At 68.1% G+C, this 24,292-nt stretch carries 26 protein-coding genes and 1 pseudogene; 5 read left to right on the top strand and 22 right to left on the bottom strand.

Annotated elements, in window-relative coordinates:
* Position 1 precedes the first annotated feature (1 nt).
* From edd to PKE72_RS06785, 3 genes and pseudogenes are all read left to right on the top strand, one after another.
* The gene (gene edd / locus PKE72_RS06775) at positions 2–1,891 is read left to right on the top strand and encodes a phosphogluconate dehydratase (RefSeq protein ID WP_271164607.1); all 1,890 of its coding nucleotides are present in this window, start codon (positions 2–4) and stop codon (positions 1,889–1,891) included.
* A 27-nt stretch (positions 1,892–1,918) separates the two neighbouring features.
* A pseudogene (gene glk, locus PKE72_RS06780) lies at positions 1,919–2,893 on the top strand (glucokinase); the annotation flags it as partial.
* A 79-nt stretch (positions 2,894–2,972) separates the two neighbouring features.
* Positions 2,973–3,278, top strand: coding sequence for a hypothetical protein (locus PKE72_RS06785; protein ID WP_271164609.1), 306 nt, complete (start codon positions 2,973–2,975; stop codon positions 3,276–3,278).
* Positions 3,279–3,405: 127 nt separating this feature from the next.
* On the opposite strand, the gene PKE72_RS06790 is transcribed toward PKE72_RS06785, so the two are convergent.
* The 14 genes from PKE72_RS06790 to tolB form a co-directional block, all read right to left on the bottom strand.
* Positions 3,406–4,218 carry a DUF1295 domain-containing protein gene (locus PKE72_RS06790; protein ID WP_271164610.1) on the bottom strand — a complete coding sequence of 271 codons (813 nt, stop codon included), beginning with the start codon at positions 4,216–4,218 and terminating at the stop codon, positions 3,406–3,408.
* Positions 4,219–4,255: 37 nt separating this feature from the next.
* Complete coding sequence (locus tag PKE72_RS06795; RefSeq protein WP_271164611.1) at positions 4,256–4,837, bottom strand: nucleotidyltransferase family protein; 582 nt, start codon at positions 4,835–4,837, stop codon at positions 4,256–4,258.
* A gap of 528 nt (positions 4,838–5,365) precedes the next feature.
* Positions 5,366–6,166, bottom strand: coding sequence for a bifunctional hydroxymethylpyrimidine kinase/phosphomethylpyrimidine kinase (gene thiD, locus PKE72_RS06800; RefSeq protein WP_271164612.1), 801 nt, complete (start codon positions 6,164–6,166; stop codon positions 5,366–5,368).
* Positions 6,163–6,507, bottom strand: coding sequence for a DMT family transporter (locus PKE72_RS06805; RefSeq protein WP_271164696.1), 345 nt, complete (start codon positions 6,505–6,507; stop codon positions 6,163–6,165). The genes thiD and PKE72_RS06805 overlap by 4 nt, the downstream gene beginning before the upstream one ends.
* Before the next feature lie 55 nt (positions 6,508–6,562).
* A complete protein-coding gene (gene folP / locus PKE72_RS06810) occupies positions 6,563–7,366 on the bottom strand; it encodes a dihydropteroate synthase (RefSeq protein WP_271164613.1) in 804 nt (267 codons plus the stop codon).
* A complete protein-coding gene (locus tag PKE72_RS06815; protein WP_271164614.1) occupies positions 7,363–7,665 on the bottom strand; it encodes a winged helix-turn-helix domain-containing protein in 303 nt (100 codons plus the stop codon). The genes folP and PKE72_RS06815 overlap by 4 nt, the downstream gene beginning before the upstream one ends.
* A 3-nt stretch (positions 7,666–7,668) precedes the next feature.
* Entirely contained in the window at positions 7,669–8,322 is a 654-nt protein-coding gene (locus PKE72_RS06820) for a hypothetical protein (protein ID WP_271164615.1), read from the bottom strand.
* Positions 8,323–8,382: 60 nt separating this feature from the next.
* Positions 8,383–9,597, bottom strand: a complete 1,215-nt coding sequence (locus PKE72_RS06825; protein WP_271164616.1) for an acyltransferase family protein — start codon at positions 9,595–9,597, stop codon at positions 8,383–8,385.
* Between the two features lie 290 nt (positions 9,598–9,887).
* Positions 9,888–11,849 carry an ATP-dependent zinc metalloprotease FtsH gene (gene ftsH, locus PKE72_RS06830; protein ID WP_271164617.1) on the bottom strand — a complete coding sequence of 654 codons (1,962 nt, stop codon included), beginning with the start codon at positions 11,847–11,849 and terminating at the stop codon, positions 9,888–9,890.
* Positions 11,850–11,899: 50 nt separating this feature from the next.
* Entirely contained in the window at positions 11,900–13,198 is a 1,299-nt protein-coding gene (gene tilS, locus PKE72_RS06835; RefSeq protein WP_271164618.1) for a tRNA lysidine(34) synthetase TilS, read from the bottom strand.
* Positions 13,189–14,037, bottom strand: a complete 849-nt coding sequence (locus PKE72_RS06840) for a tol-pal system YbgF family protein (RefSeq protein WP_271164619.1) — start codon at positions 14,035–14,037, stop codon at positions 13,189–13,191. Before PKE72_RS06840 ends, tilS begins: the two co-directional genes overlap by 10 nt.
* A 43-nt stretch (positions 14,038–14,080) precedes the next feature.
* Complete coding sequence (locus tag PKE72_RS06845) at positions 14,081–15,217, bottom strand: DUF3667 domain-containing protein (protein ID WP_271164620.1); 1,137 nt, start codon at positions 15,215–15,217, stop codon at positions 14,081–14,083.
* Positions 15,218–15,324: 107 nt separating this feature from the next.
* Entirely contained in the window at positions 15,325–15,879 is a 555-nt protein-coding gene (pal, locus tag PKE72_RS06850; RefSeq protein WP_271164621.1) for a peptidoglycan-associated lipoprotein Pal, read from the bottom strand.
* Between the two features lie 133 nt (positions 15,880–16,012).
* Positions 16,013–17,392 (bottom strand): Tol-Pal system beta propeller repeat protein TolB, encoded by a 1,380-nt coding sequence (gene tolB, locus PKE72_RS06855; protein ID WP_271164622.1) that lies wholly within the window; start codon positions 17,390–17,392, stop codon positions 16,013–16,015.
* 142 nt (positions 17,393–17,534) lie between these two features.
* On the opposite strand from tolB, the gene PKE72_RS06860 reads away from it, so the two are divergent.
* Together PKE72_RS06860 and PKE72_RS06865 are read left to right on the top strand one after the other, a co-directional pair.
* Positions 17,535–17,762 carry a CopG family transcriptional regulator gene (locus tag PKE72_RS06860; RefSeq protein ID WP_271164623.1) on the top strand — a complete coding sequence of 76 codons (228 nt, stop codon included), beginning with the start codon at positions 17,535–17,537 and terminating at the stop codon, positions 17,760–17,762.
* The gene (locus tag PKE72_RS06865; RefSeq protein ID WP_271164624.1) at positions 17,759–18,196 is read left to right on the top strand and encodes a TA system VapC family ribonuclease toxin; all 438 of its coding nucleotides are present in this window, start codon (positions 17,759–17,761) and stop codon (positions 18,194–18,196) included. Before PKE72_RS06860 ends, PKE72_RS06865 begins: the two co-directional genes overlap by 4 nt.
* A 3-nt stretch (positions 18,197–18,199) precedes the next feature.
* Here the strand turns inward: PKE72_RS06865 and tolA are convergent, their stop codons facing one another.
* The 8 genes from tolA to ruvB all read right to left on the bottom strand — a co-directional run bounded on the left by tolA (position 18,200) and on the right by ruvB (position 24,284).
* Positions 18,200–19,030: a cell envelope integrity protein TolA gene (gene tolA, locus PKE72_RS06870; protein WP_271164625.1), complete on the bottom strand. Its 831-nt coding sequence runs from the start codon at positions 19,028–19,030 to the stop codon at positions 18,200–18,202.
* A gap of 4 nt (positions 19,031–19,034) precedes the next feature.
* Positions 19,035–19,490 carry a protein TolR gene (tolR, locus tag PKE72_RS06875; RefSeq protein WP_271164626.1) on the bottom strand — a complete coding sequence of 152 codons (456 nt, stop codon included), beginning with the start codon at positions 19,488–19,490 and terminating at the stop codon, positions 19,035–19,037.
* Positions 19,491–19,493: 3 nt separating this feature from the next.
* Positions 19,494–20,249, bottom strand: a complete 756-nt coding sequence (gene tolQ, locus PKE72_RS06880; RefSeq protein ID WP_271164627.1) for a protein TolQ — start codon at positions 20,247–20,249, stop codon at positions 19,494–19,496.
* A 141-nt stretch (positions 20,250–20,390) separates the two neighbouring features.
* The gene (locus PKE72_RS06885; protein ID WP_271164628.1) at positions 20,391–20,801 is read right to left on the bottom strand and encodes a hypothetical protein; all 411 of its coding nucleotides are present in this window, start codon (positions 20,799–20,801) and stop codon (positions 20,391–20,393) included.
* Between the two features lie 45 nt (positions 20,802–20,846).
* On the bottom strand, positions 20,847–21,305 hold the full coding sequence (ybgC, locus tag PKE72_RS06890) for a tol-pal system-associated acyl-CoA thioesterase (RefSeq protein WP_271164629.1): 459 nt from the start codon (positions 21,303–21,305) through the stop codon (positions 20,847–20,849).
* 9 nt (positions 21,306–21,314) lie between these two features.
* Complete coding sequence (locus PKE72_RS06895) at positions 21,315–21,596, bottom strand: hypothetical protein (protein WP_271164630.1); 282 nt, start codon at positions 21,594–21,596, stop codon at positions 21,315–21,317.
* A 102-nt stretch (positions 21,597–21,698) separates the two neighbouring features.
* The gene (locus PKE72_RS06900; RefSeq protein WP_271164631.1) at positions 21,699–23,177 is read right to left on the bottom strand and encodes an alpha/beta hydrolase; all 1,479 of its coding nucleotides are present in this window, start codon (positions 23,175–23,177) and stop codon (positions 21,699–21,701) included.
* A 66-nt stretch (positions 23,178–23,243) separates the two neighbouring features.
* Complete coding sequence (gene ruvB / locus PKE72_RS06905; RefSeq protein WP_271164632.1) at positions 23,244–24,284, bottom strand: Holliday junction branch migration DNA helicase RuvB; 1,041 nt, start codon at positions 24,282–24,284, stop codon at positions 23,244–23,246.
* Between the last annotated feature and the right edge of the window lie 8 nt (positions 24,285–24,292).

The following is a 24,292-nucleotide window of genomic DNA, read 5'->3' on the forward strand; positions in this document are numbered from 1 at the left end:
CATGACCCTGCACCCCACGGTGGCCGCGGTCACCGCCCGGATCGTCGAGAAGAGCCGCGCCACCCGCGCCGACTACATCCGTCGCATGGACGCCGCCCGCGACAGCGGGACCGGCCGCGCCAAGCTGAGCTGCGCCAACTGGGCCCACGCCTTCGCCGGCCAGACCATCGCCGACAAACTGACCGCCATGGACGGGTCCAAGCCCAATCTGGGCATCGTCACCGCCTATAACGACATGCTGTCGGCCCACCAGCCGTTCGAGCGCTTCCCCGGCGTTGTTCGCGAAGCTGTGCGTCAGGTCGGCGCGACGGCCCAGGTCGCCGGCGGCACCCCCGCCATGTGCGATGGCGTCACCCAGGGTCGCCCCGGCATGGAGCTGTCGCTATTCAGCCGCGACGTCATCGCCATGTCCACCGGCGTCGCCCTGACGCATGACGCCTTCGACGCCGCCCTGATGCTGGGCGTCTGCGACAAGATCGTGCCCGGCCTGTTCATGGGGGCCCTGGCCTTCGGCCATCTGCCCGTCGTCTTCGCCCCCGCCGGCCCCATGCCCTCGGGCATTCCGAACGCCGAAAAGGCCCGCGTCCGTGCCGAGTACGCCCAGAACAAGGTCGACCGCCAGACCCTGCTGGAAAGCGAGATCGGCTCCTATCACTCGCCCGGCACCTGCACCTTCTACGGCACGGCCAACTCCAATCAGATGATGATGGAGCTGGCGGGCCTGCACATGCCCTCGACCGCCTTCGTCCATCCGGACACCGGCCTGCGCGACGCGCTGACCGCCGCCGCCGCCCAGCGCGCCGTCGAACTGGCCCGCAGCGGCGAAAGCCGCATGGCCGACGTCATCGACGAGAAGTCCATCGTCAACGCCATCGTCGCCCTGCTGGCCACCGGCGGCTCGACCAACCACGCCATCCACCTGGTCGCCATGGCTCGGGCGGCGGGCGTGCTGATCGACTGGACCGACATGGACGAGCTGTCGTCCGTCACCCCCCTGCTGGCCCGCGTCTATCCCAACGGCTCGGCCGATGTGAACGCCTTCCAGGCCGCCGGCGGCGTCGCCTTCGTGGCCCGCGAACTGGCCCAGGCCGGCCATATCCACTCGGACGTCACCACCATCATGGGCAAGGGTATAGAGCCCTATTTCCAGGAGCCGTCGATGGTGGACGGCCAGCTGGTCTGGCGCGACGGGGTCAAGGAAAGCCTGGATCTCGACATCCTGCGCCCCGCCTCCAACCCCTTCGACAAGGAGGGCGGTCTGCGCCTGGTCAAGGGCGACCTGGGCCGCGCGGTCATCAAGGTCTCGGCGGTCAAGCCCGAGAACCGCATCGTCGAGGCCCCTGCCGCCGTCTTCGAAACCCAGGAAGACGCGCTTCAGGCCTTCAAGGACGGCAAGCTTTACCGCGACGTCGTGGTGGTCCTGCGCTTCCAGGGGCCCAAGGCCAACGGCATGCCCGAACTGCACAGCCTGTCGCCCGCCCTGTCGATCATCCAGGACAAGGGGTTCAAGGTCGCCTTCGTCACCGACGGCCGCATGTCGGGCGCCAGCGGCAAGACTCCCGCCGCCATCCACGTCTCGCCCGAAGCCCTGGCCGGCGGCCCCCTGGCCCATGTCAAGGACGGCGACATCATCCGCCTGGACGCCGAGGCCGGGGTTCTGACCACGGTCGGGGTCGACGATCTGACCGCCCGCCCCGCCGCCGCCCGCTCCTCCGCCAACGCCGCCGGCTCGGCCTGGGGCTATGGCCGCGAGCTGTTCGGGGCCTTCCGCCACGTCGTCACCACCGCTGAAGAAGGCGCCACCGTCTGCTTCGCCTTCCCCAGCGGCGGCCAATCGCATACGGACACGCCACCCGATCCCAACTTCGTCGACCGGACCGTGGACGCCTGATCCGACGCACCGACCGCAGGAAACGATTATATGACTGACAAGACCCTCCTCGTCGGCGACGTCGGCGGCACCAATGCGCGCTTCGCCGTCGCACGCATGGTGGACGGCCGTCCCGTGCTGGACCACCACGAAAGCTTCCCGGCCGAGACCTATCCCACCTTCCTGGAAGGCGTAGCCGCCTTCATCGAGGGCTGCGAGGTCAAGCCCACCGGCGGCGTCATCGCCGTCGCCGGCCCCGTCACCGACGGCGAGATCGACCTGACCAACTCGCCCTGGCGCGTATCGGAGGCCGAGCTTCAGACCCTGGGTCTGAAGCCGGTCAAGCTGATCAACGACTTCGAGGCCCTGGCCTGGGGCGCCCCCGTGGTGCCGGAAGACCAGCTGGAAAGCCTGGGCGGCCCCGTCGACGGCGATCCGCACGCCACCATCGCCGTCCTCGGCCCCGGCACCGGCTTCGGCGTCTCAGCCCTGGTGCGCGACGCCCACGGCAAGGAAATGGCCATGCCGTCGGAAGGCGGCCACGCCTGTTTCCCCCCCGGCGATCCGGTCGAGGACGAGATCCTGCGCATCCTGCGCCGCCGCTATGACCGCGTCTCCATCGAACGCCTGATCTGCGGCCCCGGCCTGCTGAACATGCACCGGGCGCTGGCCGAGATCGACGGCCGCGAGACCCATATCGACGACCCGGCCCAGATCACCGAAACGGCGATGAACGACCCCAACAGCCCGTGCGGCGCCACCCTGGCCCGCTTCTGCGCCATCCTGGGCGCGGTCGCCGGCGACATCGCCCTGACCACTGGTTCGCGCGGCGGCGTCTATATCGCCGGCGGCATCGTCCCGCGCATCCTGCCCTTCATCAAGGCCAGCCCCTTCCGCCAGAGGTTCGAGCGCAAGGGCCGGTTCAAGGACTATATGTCCGAGATCCCGACCAAGGTGATCATGCACAAACACGCCGCGCTTCTGGGCGCCGCGCGGGTCGCCTTCGCCGAATCCGAAGGCTGATCTTCACGAAAAACTCACGGCGGCGTGAACCCATCCGCCGCCGTGACGTTTCCTCCGCTCCAAAACGGAAGGAAACCCCATGAAGAAGTTCGCCATCGCCGCCGCCTCGCTGTTCGTCCTGTCGGGCGTCGCCGCCTGCGGTGAAAGCGCCGCCGACAAGGCCGCCGAAAGCCGCGCCGACGCCGTCGAGGCCACGGGCGAAGCCCGCGCCGACCAGCTGGAAGCCCAGGCCGACGCCGCCCCGACCAACGCCCAGGAAGACGCGCTGAACCGCCAGGCCGACCAGGTCGAGGAAAACGCCGACCGTCGCGCCGACCAGATCGAGCAGCAGGGCGGCAACGCCGACGGCGGCATGACCACCAACAACACCCCGACCACCAACTAAGGTCGGCGCATAGGCGATCCGTCGCCCCGCCCCCCGTCCGTCATCCTCGGGCTTGACCCGAGGACCGGGCGCGGGGCGGTCTGTGCTTCGCCCGTTCGCACCAGGGGCGGATCGTCTAATCCTCGGGTCAAGCCCGAGGATGACGGGAGGGCGGCCACGGCACAAACGCACTCGTCCGCTTCACATAGTCCGCATACCCCGGCCGCGACCTGTTGATCGCCTTCTCGGTAATCCCGATCCCCGACCAGCGCGTCAGGGTGAAAGTCAGGAAGATCGGCCCCGCGATCGACCACAGGCCGACGCCCGTCTCCGCCGCGATCAGCCACAGCCCCCACCAGACACAGGCGTCGCCGAAATAGTTCGGATGCCGCGTATAGCGCCACAGGCCGGTGTCCAGCACCTTGCCCTTGTTGGCCGCATCGCGTTTGAACGCCGCCAGCTGAGCGTCGCCGACGCTTTCGAACACGATCCCGACCACCGCCAGAACCGCCCCGACCCCGGCGATCACGCCGAGCCCCGGCTGGGCCGCGACCTGTCCCAACTGCACCGGCAACGACGTCAGCCAGGCCAGCACGGCCTGGGGCAGAAACACGAACAACAGCGCCGTCTTGGCGAACGACCAGCCCTTGTTCCGTTCCTGATCCTCGACGATCTGAACATACCGCCCATCCGCCCCGCTGGCCCGCCAGCGCCGGAACAGGTGCCAGCCCAGCCGCAACGCCCAGACCGCGCACAGCCCGACCAGCAGCGCCTTGCGCGCCGGGTCGCCGTCCGCACGCGGCAGGGTCGCCACCGCCAGCAGCAACATCCCCAACGGCCAGACCGCATCGATGAAACTGACGTCCTTCAGCCTCAGCGCGACCCGCCAAAGCCCCAGCATCACGGCCACGATCAGGGCCAGGTTCAGTCCCAGCAGGATGAGGATGTCGGTCAGGGTCATGGGCATAGTACGCCGATCGTCAGTCTATGGATGGCGCCTAGGCCGCCTCCACCACCGCCAGCTCCGGCCATCGCCCCCGCGCATTCTCGATGGTCTTGACCCAGCCCTTGGCCAGCGGCCGGTTCGGGTTCGGCCGGACGACCATGGCGAACACATCCTCCAGCCCGAACGGCGCCGCCACGGTGATCGTGTCGTCCGCCTCCAGCCGCACCCCGACGGCGAAGGTCGGGGCCACGAACTGGCCCAGGGCTTCGTCGGTCGCGTGCAACGGCGCATAGGGTTCGCCGAACCGGTTCTGGAACCACAGGTGCACCCGCGCCTGATTGCGCACCTCGACCTGGCTGCGGAAGGGTTCGTCGAAGGCGGCGGCGACCTGTTTGATCACCACGTCCTCTGCCTCGTACGACAGGTCCGCGCCGTCGAAATAGGCCAGGTCATAGTCCTTGATCCCGTATCCCGCCGGTCGTCCTGTCTTGGCGTTCCACACCGCCTGATAGACGGCGCCCGACACCAGCCGCCAGTCGGGCAGGCCCAGCCCCCGCACCGTCCGCAAGACGTGCATCAGGGCGGGATCGGCGCGGACGATTTCGATTAGCTTCAGGCTCAGGGCGTCGCTCATCCCCACTCCTTAGCCTCCCGGTCTGTTAAGCGGGAGACGTCACCCGCCTTCATCCCCAGCCCTCTCCCTTCCCCCCCGTCATCCCAGGGCTTGTCCCTGGTATCCATACTCCCGGTATCGACGACGGCGCACTGCGTGGAAACACCGGGCGTATGGATCCTCGCCACAAGAACGAGGATGACGAACTCAATGGACGCCTGCCTTGCAACGGCGGACCCTGCCCATCGTCGACCGCCCGCTACGCGCATAATTTTCGAGCCGAGCCCTCATGGTTTCAAAGGCTTGCAGATTTATTCGGCGCAATATCCGGCGCCCTCTCCGACCTGCTTATAATGACGGCTCGATCTTTGACATCGCCAGCCCCACGACGACTTCTCCGCCGCGACATTGCACCCAATTGCACAGTGCAATTTCAGCTGAAGAATTTCCCATTTAAAAACAATCTGGTTTCGCCGAGATTGCACGCATTGCACCGATTTTCTCGCGTATCGCTCGGTCGCTGAGGCGCGCCTTCCCGCCGCGCCGCCCCTAGCCCCGCACCGGCCAGCCGTGATCCAGCGGCCCGTGTCCGCCGCCCAGGCCCGGCGCGCGCCGGATGGCCTCGCCGACATAGGCCCAGGCTTCCGCCACAGCGACCTCCAGCGGCCGCCCCAGGGCCAGGCCCGCCGCGCACGCACTCGCCAGAGTACAGCCGGTGCCGTGGGTGTGGCGGGTGTCGATCCGTTCCGCCTCCAGCACCGTCTCCCCGTCGGTCGTCATCAGCAGGTCGATCACCGTCGGCCCGTCCACATGGCCGCCCTTCATCAGCACGGCCCGGGCGCCCAGTTTCAGCAGGGCCTCGCCTGCCCGCCGCTGACCGTCGATATCGCGCACCGCCAGCCCGGTCAGGGCCTCGGCCTCGGGCGCATTGGGGGTCAGCAAGGCCGCGCGCGGGATCATCAGCGACCGGACCGCCTCCACCGCCGCATCGGGCAGCAGCGGATGCCCGCCCTTGGCCACCATGACCGGATCGACCACCGCCGGGGCGTCCGCCTCGTCCAGCAGGGCCGCCACCGTCTCGACCACCTCGACCGAGCCCAGCATGCCGGTCTTGAAAGCGTCGGTCCCGATATCCTCCAGCACCGCCCGCGCCTGGGCCGCGATCAGCGCCAACGGCAGGGGATGGACGCCGTGAACCCCCAGGGTGTTCTGCACCGTGATCGCGGTGATCGCCGTGGCGGCGAACCCGCCCATCATCGTCACGGCCTTGATGTCGGCCTGGATCCCGGCGCCGCCGCCCGAATCCGACCCCGCCAGGATCAGCACCCGGCCATGGTGCAGCCCGCTCATGCGTGCGCCCCCGAGAACAGCTTCAGCCCGACGATCCCCGCCACGATCAGCAGGATGCACACCGCCCGCACCGCCGTCGCCGGCTCGCCATAGACGACGATCCCGACCAGGGCCGCGCCCACCGCTCCGATCCCGGTCCAGATCGCATAGGCCGTGCCGATCGGCAGCTTCTGCGTCGCCACCCACAGCAGGACCATGCTGGCCGCCAGCGCGACCAGCACGCCCAGCGACGTCAGCGGCCTTTGCAGGCTGACATTCTTGAGGCCGGACGCCCACAGCACTTCCAGCAGACCGGCGACGACCAGCGTCACCCACGGATTGATCGACATGACCCAGGACATGCCGACCTGATGGCCCAGTCGGCGCGCCCGAGCAAGCATGGAGCAGGCAAGCGTGTCACTCCGCCGCCGCCACCGCCGCCTGCAGCTTCAGCGCCTGAACCGTCTCGCGCACATCATGGACCCGCACCATCCGCGCCCCGCGCCGCGCCCCCTCCAGGGCCAGGGCCAGCGAGCCGCCCAGCCGGTCGGTCGCCTCCACCGCCGTCGCATCGACCGCCTGGATCGTCCGCTTGCGGCTGGCGGCGTACAGCACCGGGAAGCCCAGCCCGACCAGCTCGCCCAACCGCGCCGTCAGCGCCATATTGTGCGCCAGCGTCTTGCCGAAGCCGATGCCCGGATCCAGCCAGATGCGGTCTCGCGCCACCCCCGCCGCCACCGCCGCCTCGGCCCTGTCGCGCAGATAGGCCACGACCTCGCCCACCACCTCGCCATAGCGGGGATCGGCCTGCATGGTCCGCGGCTCGCCCCGCATGTGCATCAGCACCACCTCGCACCCCAGCTCGGCGGCGACCGCCAGACTGTCGGCCGAATGACTCAGGGCCGTCACGTCGTTCCACATGCCCGCCCCCGCCGCCACGGCGGCCCGAGCCACGGCGGGCTTCATCGTATCGACGCTGATCGCCCCATCCCACCGCGCGCGAACCGCAGCGATCACCGGCGCAACCCGGTCGATCTCCTCGGCCTCGCCCACCGGCTCAGCCCCCGGCCGAGTGCTTTCGCCACCGATGTCCAGCACCGCCGCCCCCTGCTCGACCAGCCGCATCGCCTGGTCCACAGCCGCCTGCGTCGACGCCCACCGCCCCCCGTCGGAGAAGCTGTCGGGCGTCACATTGACGATCCCCATGACCTGAACCCTCATCCCGGCCTCCCGATCAGCCCGCCCAGGGCTTCCAGATAGACGCCGAACGCCTTGCGGCCCTCAGGCGTGATCGACACGCGGGTCAGCGGCTTGTTGTTCACGAAGCTCTTGGCCACGGCGACATAGCCGGCCTCCTCCAGCTTCTTGATATGGACCGACAGATTGCCCTGGGTCGCCTCCAGCACCGTCTTCAGCTCGGTGAAGTCGGCCGCCTCGGCGTCGGCCAGATAGACCATGATCCCCAGCCGCATGCGGCCGTGGATGACTTCGTCGATCCGCCCCAGGTCGTTCAGCCCCATGGGTCAGCCGGCGTCCGCATCGACGGGGCGCTTCCTCAGCGCCTCGCGGGTGATGATCCAGCCCGGTCCCGCGAACAGCAGGAACAGCGCCGCCGTGGCGACATACAGATAGATCAGCGGCTGGCGCACCAGCAGGCCCAGCGCCACCGCCGTCGCCCATCCGCCCAGCGACGCCGCCAGCATCCAGCCCTTCTTCTTCAGGGTCCAGGCCACATACCAGGCCGCCGACTGCAGGGCGAAGATCATGGCCGGGTAATAGAGCCAGACGGCGAAGTCCTGGTCCCGCGACGCGCCGAAACCGAAGACGATGATGATGGCCATATTGGCCATGCCCGCCCCGCTGAAGGCTGCGTTCAAGGTCCGGGTCACGATGGGGCTGGCCTTAACCCGCTTGCGGTCCTCCCGGATGGCCCAGACCATCACCACCAGAAAGGCGACGGTGATCCCGGCGACGAAAGTCAGGCTGACCGGCCCTGGCCAGCGGACGACGCCCAGGGACTGGCCGATGTGGACCAGGCACTGGAGGCCGTACAACAGGCCGCCGGCCAGATACATGACGCCCATGGTCAGGGTCGCGCGCGGATCGCCCCCGCCCTGGACGATTGAACGGAGGAAGGCCAGGTCGGCCTCGGGCGTGCTGCGGGACGTGTCGATCATCGATGATTCCTCTGCGGCGGGCGCGTCTCTCGGATGGACGCGGCGGCCGGGGTTGGCAAGCTATTCGGCGGGAGACAGGGCGGGCGTGGGGCTGCGCCGCCAGGGAACCCGGCGGCCGTTCAGCCAGCGGCCCATGAAGCTATGACGGATCAGCAGTTCATAGCTGGCCAGCGAGACGGCCAGCACCCCGCCGACGACCAGCCCCAGCTTGACCGGCCACGACAGGGCCCAATCTTGAACCAGCACCTGGGCCGCCATCACCAGCGGCAGATGGACGATGTAGATCCAGTACGAGGCGTCGGCGAGATAACGTCGCGTGCGGCTGTGTCCTCCGAAGAACCGCAGCGCCAAGGCCACGGCCGCAAAGACCGAGGCATAGGTCGCCACCCCGAACGCCGCCGCCGTCATCGCCTTGGTCGCCGGATCGGTCATCGGGACCAGTCTCGGGTCCGGTCCGCCCGCCAGCATCAGAGCCGTTGCGCCCGCGCCGATCGCCAGGCCCAGATAGGCTGGCCACCAGGCCTGGATTCGGCCCAGCAGGTCACGCCGACGATCCAGCAGGGCGCCGAAGCCGAAGGCCAGACCGAAACCGACCAGGGCCGAGCTATTGGGGATCAGGCCCGCATCCGGCGTCGGCACGCCGAAAAAGGCGATCCAGTTCGGCTGGAACCACAGGGCCAGCGCAAGCGGCGCACCCAGGACGAACGGTCCCCACGGCCCGATCAGGCCAGCGATCACGCCATCGACGACGCGCCCCCAGGCGCCGCTCCGGTCCAGCGCGGCGAAGGGCGCCCTTAGAAGCAGCAGAGCGACATAGAAGATCAGCAGCACCCACAGGAACCACAGGTGGGTCAGCGGAATATTGGTCCAGTCGTATTCCGGCGCCGGCGGCGCATCAGCAGCCGTCATGCCCTGAAGACCCGCGTTCCAGATCAGCACCACGACGATGGCCGTCAGCACCAGACCCCAGAAGACGCCCAGCGGCGCAGCGATCCGCACCAGGCGGTTCTTCACGAACCCCCATACCCCCGCGCGCGCCAGCATCATGTGGGCGAACAGCCCCGCGATCAGGAAGAAGCTCGTCATCCGGAACAGGTGGATAACGAAGAACAGCCCGCTGGCCCAAACCGACCGCTGGTCGTCGCCGACAATCCAGATCTGGGCGGGAAAGAAGGACATGGTCGCGTGGAGCACGACGCCCAGCAGCAGGGCGCCGCCTCTCAGCGCGTCGAGCCCGTGCAGGCGCTCGGATGAAACCGTCTCTGATATCGACATGACGTCCTCCCGTCTTGGATAACGCCGTATCTCACAGACTAGTCTGCAGTGCAAACTAGTTAACAACACTCTCTGGCGCCGCTTTTCGGATTGGGGCGATGGGTCGGGCGTTCACAGGCAAAGAAAAACCCGCCGGGAGATCTCTCCCGGCGGGTTCGTCCACCATCGTCATCCTCGGGCTTGACCCGAGGACCGGATGTTCAGCCGCATTGCGTCGAAGCCGACGCACAGCCAGGTCCCGCGCCGATCCTCGGGTCAAGCCCGAGGATGACGGAGGAGACGCGTCCGCCTCAGTGCACCGTCGGCACACTGGTGACTGCCGGCGCGGCCACCGGAACCTCGACCGTGGTTCCGTCCGAGACCGGCGTCACCGGCACCGAGACCGAGGGTCCGGCGTTGGGGAAGTTGTTCTCATCGCGGTTCGGGGCGACGCCCTTCTCCAGCAGGTCCTTGATCTCCTCGCCCGACAGGGTCTCGTATTCCAGCAGGGCCTGCGACAGCTTCTCGTGATGGTCGGCCTTGTCGGTCAGGATCTTGCGGGCCTCGTCCCAACCCGAGGCGACCAGACGGCGGACTTCCTCGTCGATGGTGCGGGCCGTCTCTTCCGAGACGTTCTGACTGCGAGCGACGGAGTGTCCCAGGAAGACCTCTTCCTGGTTGTCGCCGTAAGCCACCGTGCCCAGCTTCTCGGAGAAGCCCCAGCGCGTGACCATGGCGCGCGCCAGCTTGGTCGCCTGTTCGATGTCCGACGAGGCGCCCGAGGTGATGTTCTCCTTGCCGAAGATCAGCTCCTCGGCCACCCGACCGCCGGCCATGATGGCGATCCGGTCGATCATCTGCTGGTACTTCATCGAATAGCGGTCGCCTTCCGGCAACTGCATCACCATGCCCAGGGCGCGGCCACGCGGGACGATGGTCGCCTTGTGGACGGGGTCGGCCATCTTGACGTTCATGGCGACGATGGCGTGACCGGCCTCGTGATAGGCGGTCAGGCGCTTTTCTTCCTCGTTCATCGCCATGGAGCGACGTTCCGAGCCCATCAGCACCTTGTCCTTGGCGTCTTCAAAGTCGCGATGCGTGACCATGCGACGGTCCTTGCGAGCCGCCGTCAGGGCCGCCTCATTGACCAGATTGGCCAAGTCGGCGCCCGAGAAGCCGGGCGTGCCGCGCGCGATGGTCTTGACGTTGACGTCGGCGGCCAGGGGCACGTCCTTCATGTGGACGCGCAGAATCCGCTCGCGCCCCGAGACGTCGGGGTTGGGCACCACAACCTGACGGTCGAACCGGCCAGGACGCAGCAGGGCCGGGTCCAGCACGTCGGGACGGTTGGTGGCGGCGATCAGGATGATGTTCTCGGAGGCCTCAAAGCCATCCATCTCGACCAGCAGCTGGTTCAACGTCTGTTCGCGCTCGTCGTTTCCGCCGCCCAGGCCGGCGCCGCGATGACGGCCGACGGCGTCGATTTCATCGATGAAGATGATGCAGGGCGCATTCTTTTTGGCCTGTTCGAACATGTCGCGCACGCGGCTGGCGCCGACACCGACGAACATCTCGACGAAGTCCGAACCCGAGATCGAGAAGAAGGGCACGCCGGCCTCACCCGCCACAGCACGGGCCAGCAACGTCTTGCCGGTGCCGGGAGGGCCCACCAGCAGGGCGCCCTTGGGGATCTTGCCGCCCAGACGCTGGAACTTGCCCGGATCCTTCAGGAAGTCGACGACCTCCTGCAGTTCGTCCTTGGCCTCGTCCACGCCGGCGACGTCGTCGAAGGTCTTGCGGCCCTTGTGCTCGGTCAGCAGCTTGGCCTTGGACTTGCCGAAGCCCATGGCCCCGCGCGCCCCGCCCTGCATCTGGCGCATGAAGAATATCCACACCCCGACCAGAAGGGCGATGGGCAGGATGCCCATCAGCAGGCTCATCCAAATCGACTGGCGCGTGGTCTTGGCGTCGACATTGACGTTGGCCGCCAGCATGGCGTTGACCAGCTGTTCGTTCGGATAGGGGGTGGTGGCGGTGAAGCGGCCGTTGTTCTTGTACACGCCGGTCACCTGGTCGCCACGAACGGTGGCGTCTTTGATGTCTCCGGCCTCGACCCGCTGCACCAGCTGGGAATAGGTGATGGTTTCGGGCCGAGCGGCGCCGGGCCCCTGGGCCGTCATGCCAGTCATGGCTCCGCCTTGCGAGACGGCGGCATAGGCCGCGAGCAGGGCCAGGATGATAACGCCCGTGATCGCCAGATTACGCAGGTTCATTGAGGTCCTCGGTCGTCCGCCGGCTCCGATTGGACCGACGGTCTGGATTGTCAGGCACGGAAAATAGGCGCTTCCGCCGCTTTACGCCATGGCGGCGCATTCAGATCGTGTTCATGCGTCGTTTCGTCCAGCGCCAGACTGAGCCTTTCGGAGACCAGTTCGCGCCTTTCGACCTGCGGGTTTGCAAGAACCGGTCCCGCCTCTGCGTTCCGGATCAGGACCGGAAACGCGCCACGAGTCCCGGCCGGCAGCGTGCCGATCATCGTCCTATCCGCAGCAGACAGGGCCGATAATCGCCCCCGCGCCGGAACGACGGACCATCCCGGCGTCCGCGCCAGAAAGGCGAACCGTCCGTCCCAGACCGCCTCGACGCCGGGCGTCAGAACCAGGGGCGACGGCGCGCGTCGCACCAGCTCCCCAGCCTCTCGCATCACGACCACCGCCTCGCCGTTGGCTTCGATCCGCGCCCCGCACAGGGTCGCCGCGAAGTCCTCGCCCACCCGCAATCTTTGCATCAGCCGCCCCAGTCGATCCCCGCGCGGCGGCGTCGCCCCTCCGCCGACGCAGACCAGAACGGCAGCCAGCCCTCTGGCCCCGGCGTCGCGCGCGACCCGCACCGTCCCGTCGGGCGATGCCGAAATCCCGGCGTGCGGCGAGCCATTTTCCACGCCCTCGGTTTCGACATCCGGCGTCGTTCCCGCCAGCGCCCGTCGCGCCCGGCTGCGGCCAAAGCGCGGATCGACGTTGGCCGGGTCGTCGATCCAGTCCGCCGCCTGATCCGCCAACCAGGCCCGCAAGGTCTCGCGCCGCTCGCCCAGCAGCGGCCGCAGCAGCATCAGCCCCCGCCCCTCAGGCCAGACCGGCGCAGGCGACCATTCCCGCACCCTGCCCAGGGTCGAACCCTCGGCTCGCATCAGGTCGGCCTCCGCGACATCGTCGGCCGTATGGGCGAACAGGACGACCCGCGCGCCGGCCTCGCGCGCCGCCTGAGCGATCAGCCGATGCCGCGCCGCACGCGCCGCAGCCGTCAGGCCTGTCGTCGGCTTTTCACCGTTCCAAGCCAGCGCCCGCCAATCAGCGCCCATAGCCCGCGCCGCCTCGCCAGAGAACCGGGTCCAGTCGTCGCTGCGGGGGTTCAGCCCATGATCGACCGTCAGGGCGAACAGGGGCCGTCCGCGCCCGCTCGCCCAAGCGGCCGCCAGCCTCAACAAGGCGATAGAATCCCCGCCGCCGGACAGGGCCAGGGCGACGGGGCGGTCTTCGTCCCATTTCAGCCGTCGATCCAGCCCAGCAAAGACCCGGGCCGTCAGACCCGAGCCGTTTGCAGCGCCGTCGCGCGTCAGCTGCACCCGTTGGCGGTCTTCATCTGGGCCGCGCGGGCCTTCTGAGGGTCAGAGGCGGCGGGCGCATAGCGGCGCGTGAACTCACCCAGGGCCGCGCAGCCTTGCGTCTTGCGGTCTGTGGCGAACAGGGCGTCGGCCAGTTTCAGCGTCGTGTCGGCGGCCCAGCCGATGCGCGGCCAATCCTTCAGAGCGGCGGCGTAGAAGGGCACCGCCCCGGCCTTGTCGTTCGACGACACCCGGATATCGCCCAGGCGCGAATTGGCCTCGCGCGCCTGGGGCGTGTCGGGCCAGGTTGCGACCACCGTCTCCAGCGCCCGCGCGCCGCGCGGTCGGTCGCTGCTCATCAGGCTAACGGCCGCCGCCAGGTCCCGAATCGCGTCGCCGGTCGGGGAATTGGCTTCGATGGGCGCGTTCAGCTCGGCCGCCGTCTCCAGCTTCTCGATCCGAGCCTCGGCGTCCAGCAATCGGGCGCGCAGGGCGGCGCTATCGCGCTGGGCCTCGTCCAGTTGGAAGGTCAGCCGTTCATTGTCGCCGTTGATCCGACGCACCGTCGCTTCCAAATCCCCAAGGCGTTGGTTCATCAAGCCGAACTGGCTCTGCAGCGTGACCACCTCGGGATCCGGCTCGACCAGCACAGGCTCGCCCGCAGCATTGCGCTGCGTCAGCGCCCGCTCAAGCCGGCGGACATTGCGGTCCAGCTGCTCGAGACGGCGTTTGTCCCATTCAATCGGCTGCATGATATTGGGAGCCGCCTGTTGCGCCACTGCTCCCCCGGCGATCAGGACAAGACCGACGGCGGTGGCGGCGAAGGCGCGGGTGCGCATGAAGGAGAGCTTGAGCATCATGGGTCTCTAGGTTCCACCGATTTGGGGCCGCCGCAAGGCGTGGTCAGTGCCCAAGTCCCAGATAGAGGATCGACATGACGAACAGAACCACCACGATGTTGCAGAAGAACAGCAGCAGGATCGTCCGCCACAGGGCCGAAAAGATCGACAGGCTGTAGGCCCCCTTCAGTTGGGCGAAGACATGGACCGGCATGGCCAGCAGTCCGAGCCCGCTGACCCAACCGCCTAGGGCGCTGTTGATCGTGCCGGCCAACACCATGGCCATCAACAGCAGAGCCATGAAGGTCAGGGAATACAGGACGAACACCCCGTGATCATACAGGGTGAAGCCTCGCCGCCACAGAAACAGAAGCGCGAGGAAAGGGATCGAGAACGGCACAAGCAGGAAGGCGAACTTGTACATCGTCTGTTGCAGCTTATAGACGGCCAGGTCCGGATTCTGCAGCTTCTTCAGCACCGTCGCGCCGAAGCCGTGGCCCTCTTTGTCGGCCTCCTTGCCCATGATCGTCAGCTTGGTCGAACCGCCCGACGACTTTTCGCCCGAAGCGATGTCCTTGATGCTGGCCTGCCAACTGCCCGGCTTAAGGCCATCGGCGCGGCCCTCGCGCTGCTCGGTCTCGAGCCGCGCCAGTTCGGCGCGCTTCTGGACCACCAGCGCCTGACCGCCCTCGATGCCGACCCGAGCCATGCCTGACGGGTCTGTCGCCGCATCGGCCCGCACCTCCGCCAGGGCCTTCTCGGCCTCGACCAGCTCCTGCCGCTGTTCTTGAATGTCTTGGGCCAACACTACGGGCGCCTCGTGCTGGGGCATGAAGCTCAGCGCGAAGAACATGACGAACAGGGTGAACAGGAAGATCGCCAGCGGCGACACATACCGTGTCCGCTTGCCCTCGACCCATTCCCGCGTAAGGCGACCGGGATTGAAGGCCAGCAGCGGCAGGGTGCGCCAGACGCGGGCGTCGAAGTGCATGACGCCGTGCAGCAACTCCTCGCCCAGATGCAGCAGAGTGCGGTGGACATGGGTAGGCTGGCCGCAGTTGGAGCAGAAATTACCGCTGGTCGGCGCGCCGCAGTCGGAACAGAGGCCATGTCCCGCCTCGCCCGCATGACCGGTGGGCTTTTCGATCGCCCCCGCGATCAGTCCGCCGGTGATCGCGCCACCGGCTCCTTCGATATCCAACTTCAATCCCCCGACCGAACCAAGCGCCACTTTGAGGACATAGAGCGCAAAAGAAAAGAGGCGCCGGCCTTCGCCGACGCCTCCATTCATTCAGCCTGTCGATCGTCTCAGCGCGGGGCACCCGAGACGATGGCGGTGTGGGCGTTGCGGTTGCGCGCCCAGCTGTCCTCGCTCGAGCCTTCGGCGATCGGGCGCTCCTTGCCATAGCTGATGGTGTCGATACGGCCGGCCGGCACGCCGCGATTGATCAGATAGGTGCGCACGGCCTCGGCACGGCGGGCGCCCAGGGCGAGGTTGTACTCGCGCGTGCCGCGTTCGTCGGCATTGCCTTCGATGCGGACCGTAACCTGGGGATAGCGCGCCAGCCACTGGGCCTGGGCGTCCAGGCGCGGCATGGCTTCCGGACGGACGTCATAAGAGTCGAGGTCGAAATAGATCCGATCGCCGACATTGACGACGAAGTCCTGCTCCGAGCCCGGCGCGGCGGCGCCCATGTTTCCACCCGAGATGGGGCCGGTCGGCGCTGTCGGATAGGCGGGGCCGGTCGTCGGGGCGGTCGGCTCGGTCGGCACTGCGCCTTCTACCGGCTTGCGGGCGCAGGCGGACATGGCGGCGACGGCGCAACCGACCATGGCCAGGGTGATGATGCGTGAAGTCTTCATTGGGTCGTCTCCTGAAACGGTCTTGTTGAGGACGGCGGCCTCAAGCTTGGCCTTATCTTCTGCCTCGGGCGGTTTTGGGGCGCCAGATCGATAACACACTGTTGAGCGCGAAGCTCCCGATCGCCGAACGGCGTCAGGCGGGGCAGCTGTCGGCTCCCTGGCCGAGACCGATGTTCGACGGCGGCGCGTCCAGCAGCGGCGACCATGCGGGATCCGTACCCCGGCCGTTATAGCCGGCCTGGGCCACGACACGCCCCGACAGGTCCACGGTCCACAGCCGGGTGTCGCCGCCCCGCGTCTGGCGGGCGAACATCACATAGCGGCCATTGGGGGCCCAGTTCGGCCCCTCCTCGAAATAGCTGGACGACAGGATGCGCTCACCTGATCCGTCGGCATTCATCACCCCGGTCGAGAACCGACCACCGCCCTGTTTGGTGAAGGCGATCAGATTTCCGGTCGGGCTCCACGACGGCGCCGTATAGACGCCGCCCCCGCGCGAGATCGGGCGCTGGCCCGATCCGTCGGCCCGCATGACATACAGCCGCGCCGTGCCCGAACGGTCCGAGTTGAACACGATCTGGCTGCCGTCCGGGCTGAAGGACGGCGAGGTGTCGATGCCCGGATCCGAGGTCAGGCGCGACAGCTGCCGGCTGCGCAGGTCCATCACATAGATGTCGGTATTGCCGTTGCGGATGATCGAGAAGGCTATCTTGTTGCCGTCGTTCGAGAATCGTGGGGCCAGAACCTGGCCGTCGAACTCGCCCAGGCTCTCGGTGCGTCCGGTCGTCAGGTTGCGCAGATAGATCCGGCTGTAGTCCTTGCCCAGCGCCACATAGGTGATCTCGTCCGGCTGCGAGATCGAGAAGCGCGGCGACATGATCACCTCGTCGCCCTGGGTCAGATAGGTGGGGTTGAACCCGTCCTGGTCGGCGATGGTCAGGCGGTTGATCCGGTTCAGCTGCGTCCCCTCTTCGGAGACGAACAGGACGCGGGAATCGAAGAAGCCGGCCTCGCCGGTCATCCGCTGATAGATGACGTCCGAAATCTTGTGCGCGATCCGGCGCCACTGCTCCTGGGTGGCGGTGAACTGATAGCTGACCAGCTGGCACTGGCGGTAGGGATCATACAGTCGGAAGCCGACGTCCAGCCGGTTGTCCGCCCGCGGCGTCACCGCCCCATACAACACCGCCTGGGCCCCGATCTGGGTCCACTGCGGGAAGTTGGGCGCGTTCGCCAGCGTCAGCCCCGTCTCGATGAACCCGGCCGGGTCCAACGGTTCGAAGAAACCCGAACGCCGCAGATTGCCGCTGACCACATTGGAGATGTCCGTCCCATGGTCGCCGGTGAAGGGCACGACGGCGATCTGGAGCGGCTTCAGCACCCCTTGGTCGATCTCGACCTCGACCGGCTGACCGGCCTGGGCTGGAGGCGCCTGGACCTGGGCCTGGGTCTGGACCGAGGAGGCCGTCAAAGCCAAGGCGGCGGCAGAGGCCAGAAGAAGGTTCAGACGCATGGAATGCTCCCGTAAATATCGAAGGATCGCCGCCCCTTATCGCCGGGTCGTGTGACATTCGCCAGCTTCATGGCGAATGGGGCGACTTTCGGGACAGGGCGATCACATTGATGCGTGATGCGTGATGCACTATCTTCCGCCCATGCGCACCACCCTCGCCATCGACGACGACGTGCTGAACGCCGCACGAGCCATCGCGGTCCATCAAGACCGAACGGTCGGCGAAGTGGTTTCCGAGCTCGCGCGACAGGCGCTGCGAAAGCGGGAGACGACCGTCCGCTTTCGCAATGGCGTTCCCCTTCTGCCAGATCGACCAGGACCAATGGTCACGCTGGAGGATGTCAACGCGCTCCGCGACGAACTGCCTTGATCTATCTGCTGGACGTCAACGTGCTGATCGCCCTCGTCGATCCGCGTCACGTCTTTCACGACGCGACAAACGATTGGTTTCATCGCGAGGCCGCCCGGTCATGGGCCACCTGTCCGATAACCGAAAACGGCCTGGTCCGGATTGTCGGCAACAGTCGCTATCGCAATCCGGTCGGACCTCCGTCCGAGGTTATTCGGATTCTCGAACTGTTGCGGGACATGGCGGGGCACGTCTTCTGGCCGGACGCTATCAGTCTGGCAGACGATCGCCTGTTCGATCCATCGGCCCTGACGACGCCCGAACAGATCACCGATGCCTATCTACTGGCTCTGGCCGTCTCGAACGGCGGTCGCTTGGCGACTCTGGATCGTCGCCTGTCGCCGGACGCGGTCAAGGGCGGCCGAGCGGCCCTACACTTAATAACCGACGCCTGAACCTCAGCGATTACGGCAGGCCCGTTCCGTGTTGAACGTCGGACGATAGACCCCGCCCGGGAAGCCCTGGGGCACGTCGAACGGCGCGGTCTGGCGCAAGGCGCGCAGGGCGCCGTCGGCGGCGGCGCGATAGATCGGCGACGATTGAGGATTGATTAGTGTCGGCCCTCGGGTGATCCGCCCGTCCGCCGACAGGGTCAGCTCCACCTGAATCCGAAGCTGGTCGGCGCCGGGGATGTCGCAGGGCAGAACCCAGTTCGGATAGACTTGGTTGAAGATGGCCGTCACCTGCGGGCCCGTCGCCTGGGAGGCGCTGCCCGAACCCTGCTGCCCCGTCGCCGGGCGTCCGCGCTGGTTGGTGTTGCGCGTCGGTCCCGCCAAGGCGTCCAGGTCCAAGCTGGGCTCATCCCGCTTTGGCGCGGGCCGGGCGGGGGTCGGCGGGGTCGGACGCGGCGGGGTCGGACGCGCCTTTTCCGGGGTCGGCGGCGCGGGCCGGGGGGGCGTGGGTCGCGGCGGCGTGGGCGTCGGCCGTGGAGTCGGACGCGGCGGCGCGGGCGTCGGGGTCGGCGGCGGCGGCGTGGGCTGCGGGACCGGCGGGGTCGGGGTCTCCGGCGCGCTGACCGGCGCGGTCGCGGCGTCGTCGGGCGAGGGTTCCGGCTGCGGATTGTCGGCGGCTGCAGCCTCGATCACCGTCTCCGAGACGATGGACACCGGCACCGAATTCACCAGAGGCGGCGCGTCCTCGGCCTTCTGCGAAAACGACACGAAGGCGAGCACGACCACACCCGCGTGCAGGGCGATGGATCCCAGAATGGCGGGGCTGGGACGGCGCAAGCGATCAGGCCTCCGGCGCCGTGTCGGTGATCAGGTTCAGCTTGGTGAAGCCCGAGGCCGACAGACGCGCCATCACCCGCGCCACCGCCTGATAGGGCGCACGCCCGTCAGCCCGCACGAAGACCGGACGCTCGGACGCCTTGTCCGACCCACCGGCCTCGGTCAGCAGGCGCACGGCCAGATCGTCGAACGCGGTCTCGCTGTCGCCGATGAAGATGGCGCCCTGCTGGTCGATGCTGACCGACAGGGGTTCGTTGTTCGTCTCGACCGCGCTGGCCTCGGTCTTGGGCAGTTCGACCGGCACCCCGACCGTCAGCAGGGGCGCCGAGATCATGAAGATGATCAGCAGCACCAGCATCACGTCCACCAGCGGCGTGACGTTGATTTCGGTCAGGGGACCTCTGCGCCCCCGCCGCCCACGACGCGACCCGCCGCCGCTCGCACCGCCGCCCAGCGCCATGGCTCAGACGCCCCGCTTGAGGTTGAGGCCCGAGGTCGGGGCCGGCGCCGGCGCCGGCGGCGTCGCCGAACTGCCCAGGCGTCGCGCCACGGCCGCCTGCAGATCATCAGCGAAGGCCTCCAGCCGGCCGGTGAACTTGCCAGCGTCGATCGAGAATTTGTTGTAGGCGATATAGGCCGGGATGGCCGCCGCCAGGCCGATGGCCGTGGCGAACAGGGCCTCGGCGATGGCCGGCGCCACAGTGGTCAGATTGGTGTTGCCCGCCGCAGCGATGCGGCCGAAGGCGTTCATGATGCCCCAGACCGTGCCGAACAGGCCGATGAAGGGCGAGGCCGTCGCCACGACCGACAGCACGCCCAGGCCGTTCTCGATCCGCTGGCCTTCACGCGAGATCAGGCTGTTCAGCGCCCGGTCGATACGGGTCATCAGCAGGTCGCCCTGGTGGTCGTTCAACGCCCCGCGCTGACGCGCCTCGCGCCAGTCGGACAGGGCGATGACCAGCATGCGCGGCAGGGCGTGTTCCGGCGCCGGCCCGGCCTGGGTCGCGACGTCTTCCAGCGACCGGCCCGACTGAACCGCCTTTTCGAACTCGTCCGCCTGCTTGTTCAGGGCGAAGAACCGCACGCCCTTGTCGATAATGATGGTCCAGGACCACAGCGAGGCCAGCGCCAGGCCGATCATCACCGTCTTAACCACCCAGTCGGCGGTCAGGAACAGCGCAACGGGGTTCATCATCGAGGCGTCGACGGGCGTAGTCATTCAGGCGCTCCGGGCGGAATCGGGTGCGGGTTGGAAACAGGCGACGCCCCTCTTCGACCGAGCGGGCGTGACCATTGTGTGGCGAGGGCGGCTTCTAGCGGTCCAGAGGACGCCCGTCACCTGACAGGCGCGTCATCCGGATCACTCGGACGCCGAACGACGGTTCGGATCGACCGCCACCGAGACAGGGGCGCCGAGGCTGATGATCACGCCCTCATGGCCTTCCTTGGCGATGGAATAGGTGGCGGCGTCGCGGACCAGCTGTTCCTCGCAGGCCCGGTCGCCGGGTCGGCCCAGGGCCTCGCAACCGCGCTTGGCCGCGTCGGTCCAGCCCAGCACCCGGCGCGTCGCCGCCTCGGCCCGCTTGATCGCGGCCTCGTCCTCGGCCGCCGCCTGGGCGATCAGGGCCTGACGCGCGCCCTGCTGGTATTGCAGCTCGGCTTGGCCCGCCATCTTGCGTTCCCAGACCTTGTAATAGGGGCAGCCGGCAAGCCCGCCGCCGATCACAAGCACCAGCAGCAGGAAACTCACGATGACAGCGCTGGCGGTCATTCCCTGGTTTTGCATGGTCTTCCCCTCCCCCGAGTTCGCCCGATCCTAATCGGCCGCGGTGGCTTTCGCCAGCCAGGGCGTCACCTTCTCGACCAGCCCCTTCGACGGGCGGCGCGGGCGACCGTCCAGGTGGATGCAGACGGCCGTCACCTCGGCCCGGCACAAGACCTCTCCGGCTCGCTCCACGCTCTGGCGGATGATCAGCCGCACGCCCTTCACCTGCTCATAGATTGTGCGCACCACCAGGGCGTCGTCGATCCGCGCCGGTTTCAGATAGCGGATGTTCAGTTCGGACACGACGAAGGCCAGAGGCTCGGCCTCCTCAAGCAGATCCGCATGACCCACGCCGATGGCGCGCAGAAAGTCCGACCGCCCCCGCTCGAAATAGCGGACATAGTTGGCGTGATAGACCAGGCCGGTGAAATCCGTGTCCTCGTAATAGACGCGCACCGGCAACAGGTGGTCGCGTCCGTCAAAACGGCCGGCGGTGGGCAGATCGGTCATGACCCCAGTCTAGCGCGTCGGCGGGGTGGTCAGGAAGCCGGGGCAGTAGCGTTCGCGTATCTCGGCGAATTCGGCCGGCAGGGGATCGTCGCTGAACAGGATGCGGTTGGGCAGGGAGACGAAACCCACCGCCGGCCCGCCCCGTGCACGGCCGACATAGCCGCAAACGGCCCGCTTCTGTCCAGCCTCCGCGTACCGCGGTTCGGCGCGACCTCCCAACTGTTCGCGGATCTGACGGACGGCCCGAAGCGACGGCGCCTCGGGCGGGGCGATGCCGGAGCGTTGGGTCATCAGCCATGTCCCGGCCCCAATCGCGATCACGACGATCAGGACGAACAGGGGCGCCACGAAGGCCCTCGGGGATGACGGGAAGACCCTTGGCTGCAGCATCGGTCAGGTCGCGGCGGCGTCCTCTATGAAGTCCAGCGGCGTGTCGGCGGCCGGCAGGCAACTGCGATCCACCGGCGCCGACGGGTTGCGCAGAAAGTCGCGCGCCATTCGCCGGGTGCAGGGACTGGCGTCGATCACGCCGTGGGTGGCGTTGGTCACGATCACCACCTGGCTGTTGGCGTAGCCCTTGGCCGCAGCCTCCGTCAAATGAGGCGGGCAGCCCGGATCGATCTCGGCGGCGACGAACAAGGTGGGGATCGTGGTCGTAACGGGCTGGTTCTCCACCGGATCGGCGGCGCCGACATCCACGGCCGCGCAGACGTCGAACAGGCGCGCCAGCGACGGGACCAGCACTTGAGCCACAGGATCGCCCTCGGCGCCCGCCGTCAGCCGCGCCCTGGATTCGAACGGCAGCTCTTCCTTGCACAGATGGGCCATGTGCTGGCCTTCGGAATAGTACGTCCTGTTCTCCGCGACCTCCGCCACCGGCGTCAGGTCGCCGGCGATGATCCGGTCCAGGTCGGCGGGCAGGCTGCGCACGCCCTGGCCGCTGTAGGTGGTGTCCATCAGGAAGGCGGACAGGTCGTCAACGGTGAAGGTGCGACCGTCCTTGCCCGTGACCGGTCCGGCCAGCCATTTGCGCGCCTCGGCCTCGAACCGGGCCTGGATGTCCGGATGGCGCGCGGCGCAGGCCGCCTGGGCTGCGCATTTGCTAAGGATCAGCCGCACCGCCGTGGACACCTGCTCGGGCGTGCCGACGGCCCAGTCGCCTTCGGGCGGCCAGGGGCTGTCCATCACCACCGCGCGGACGATCTGCGGCTGGTGGGTGATGACGGCGGCCTCGATCCGCGGCCCGTAGGAGCCGCCGCGCAGGTCGATCTTCTCAAGCCCCAGGGCCTGGGTCAGGTCGCGCACATCATCGGCGATGGCGGCGGCGTTGTACCAGCGCAGGTCCACCCCCTGGGCCTGATAGGATTTCAGACAGGCGATCAGACCGTCGCGGTCCTTGTCCGTGGGCGGGCCGGCGTCGGTCAGCTCGACCCCGGGACAATCCATCGAAGGATCGCTGCGGCCGCCGCCCCTCTGGTCGAACAGGATCACGTCCTGATCCATCGCCGCCAGATCCGGCCGGCGCGACAGACCGGCCAGCAGGCGGCCGGCGCCGGGCGTCAGCGCCCCGCCGGGTCCACCATGAAACATCACCACCGGCGGCAGGAAATGACCCGAGACGTCCTTGTAGGGCTGGCTGGCTTTCAGGATCACCACGGCGACGCCGATGCGCCGGTCGGTCGATCCGTCGCGCGCCTCATCGACCGTCAGGGTTCCGCACCGCACCTCGCTCACGCCCGTCGGCCAATCCGCCGGACAGGGCGTTTCGGTGAACACCGGCGCGGCGGCTCGGGCGGAGGAGTCCGGGAGCGCGCCCAGCCCAAGGAACAGGCCGCCGGCCAGCAGCAGAAGGGCGAGAGGTCGAACGGTCATGGCGCGCTCCAGCGAGGCCTCACATGACGACGCCGTTTCAGGCTTGGCAAGCCTGCGCGCGAGACCTCAGTCGAACAGATCTCCGGGAACCGGCGGAGCGTTCGGGTTGGGCGCAGGCGCGCTGAGGCCCAGGTGGGCGTAGGCCTTGGCGCAGGCCATGCGGCCGCGCGGGGTGCGCATGATGAAGCCCTGTTGCAGCAGATAGGGTTCGATCACATCCTCGACCGCGTCGCGCGCCTCGGCGATCGCCGCCGCCAATGTGTCCATCCCCACCGGCCCGCCGCCGTAGTTCTCGATCAGGGCCTTCAGGAAACGCCGGTCCAGACTGTCCAGCCCGGCCTCGTCCACCTCCAGCCGCGCCAGGGCCTTGGCCGCGACCAGTTTCGAAATGGTCTCGGCGCCGTCCGCCGAAGCGAAGTCGCGCACCCGGCGCAGCAGCCGCCCGGCGATCCGGGGCGTGCCGCGCGCCCGCGAGGCGATCTCGCGCGCGCCGCCCTCGTCGATGGCCGCGCCCATCTTGCGCGCCGTGCCCCGAACTACCGCCGTCAGTTCGTCGGCGGTGTAGAACTCCAGCCTCAGCGGAATGCCGAACCGGTCCCGCAGCGGCGTGGCCAACAGGCCCGCCCGCGTCGTCGCCCCGACCAGGGTGAAGGGCGCCAGATCGATCCGCACCGACCGCGCCGACGGCCCCTCGCCGATAATCAGGTCCAGCACATGGTCCTCCATGGCCGGATACAGGATCTCCTCGACATTGGGGCTCAGCCGGTGGATCTCGTCGATGAACAGGACGTCGCGCGGCTCCAGATTGGTCAGGATCGCCGCCAGGTCCCCCGCCTTGGCCAGGATGGGGCCCGAGGTCGCCCGGAACCCGACCCCCAGTTCGCGCGCCACGATCTGCGCCAGGGTCGTCTTGCCCAGTCCCGGCGGCCCGAACAGCAGCACATGGTCCAGCGCCTCGGCCCGGCCGCGCGCCGCGTCGATGAAGACCTTCAGATTGCCCTTGGCCTGCGACTGCCCGACGAATTCGGACAGGGTCTGGGGACGCAGCGCGCGGTCATAGGCTTCGCCGGGGGCGGCGTCGGCGGCGACCAGTCTGTCATCGCTCATTGAACCGC

It is taken from the genome of Brevundimonas intermedia, from assembly GCF_027922165.1.
GTDB classification, from domain to species: domain Bacteria; phylum Pseudomonadota; class Alphaproteobacteria; order Caulobacterales; family Caulobacteraceae; genus Brevundimonas; species Brevundimonas intermedia.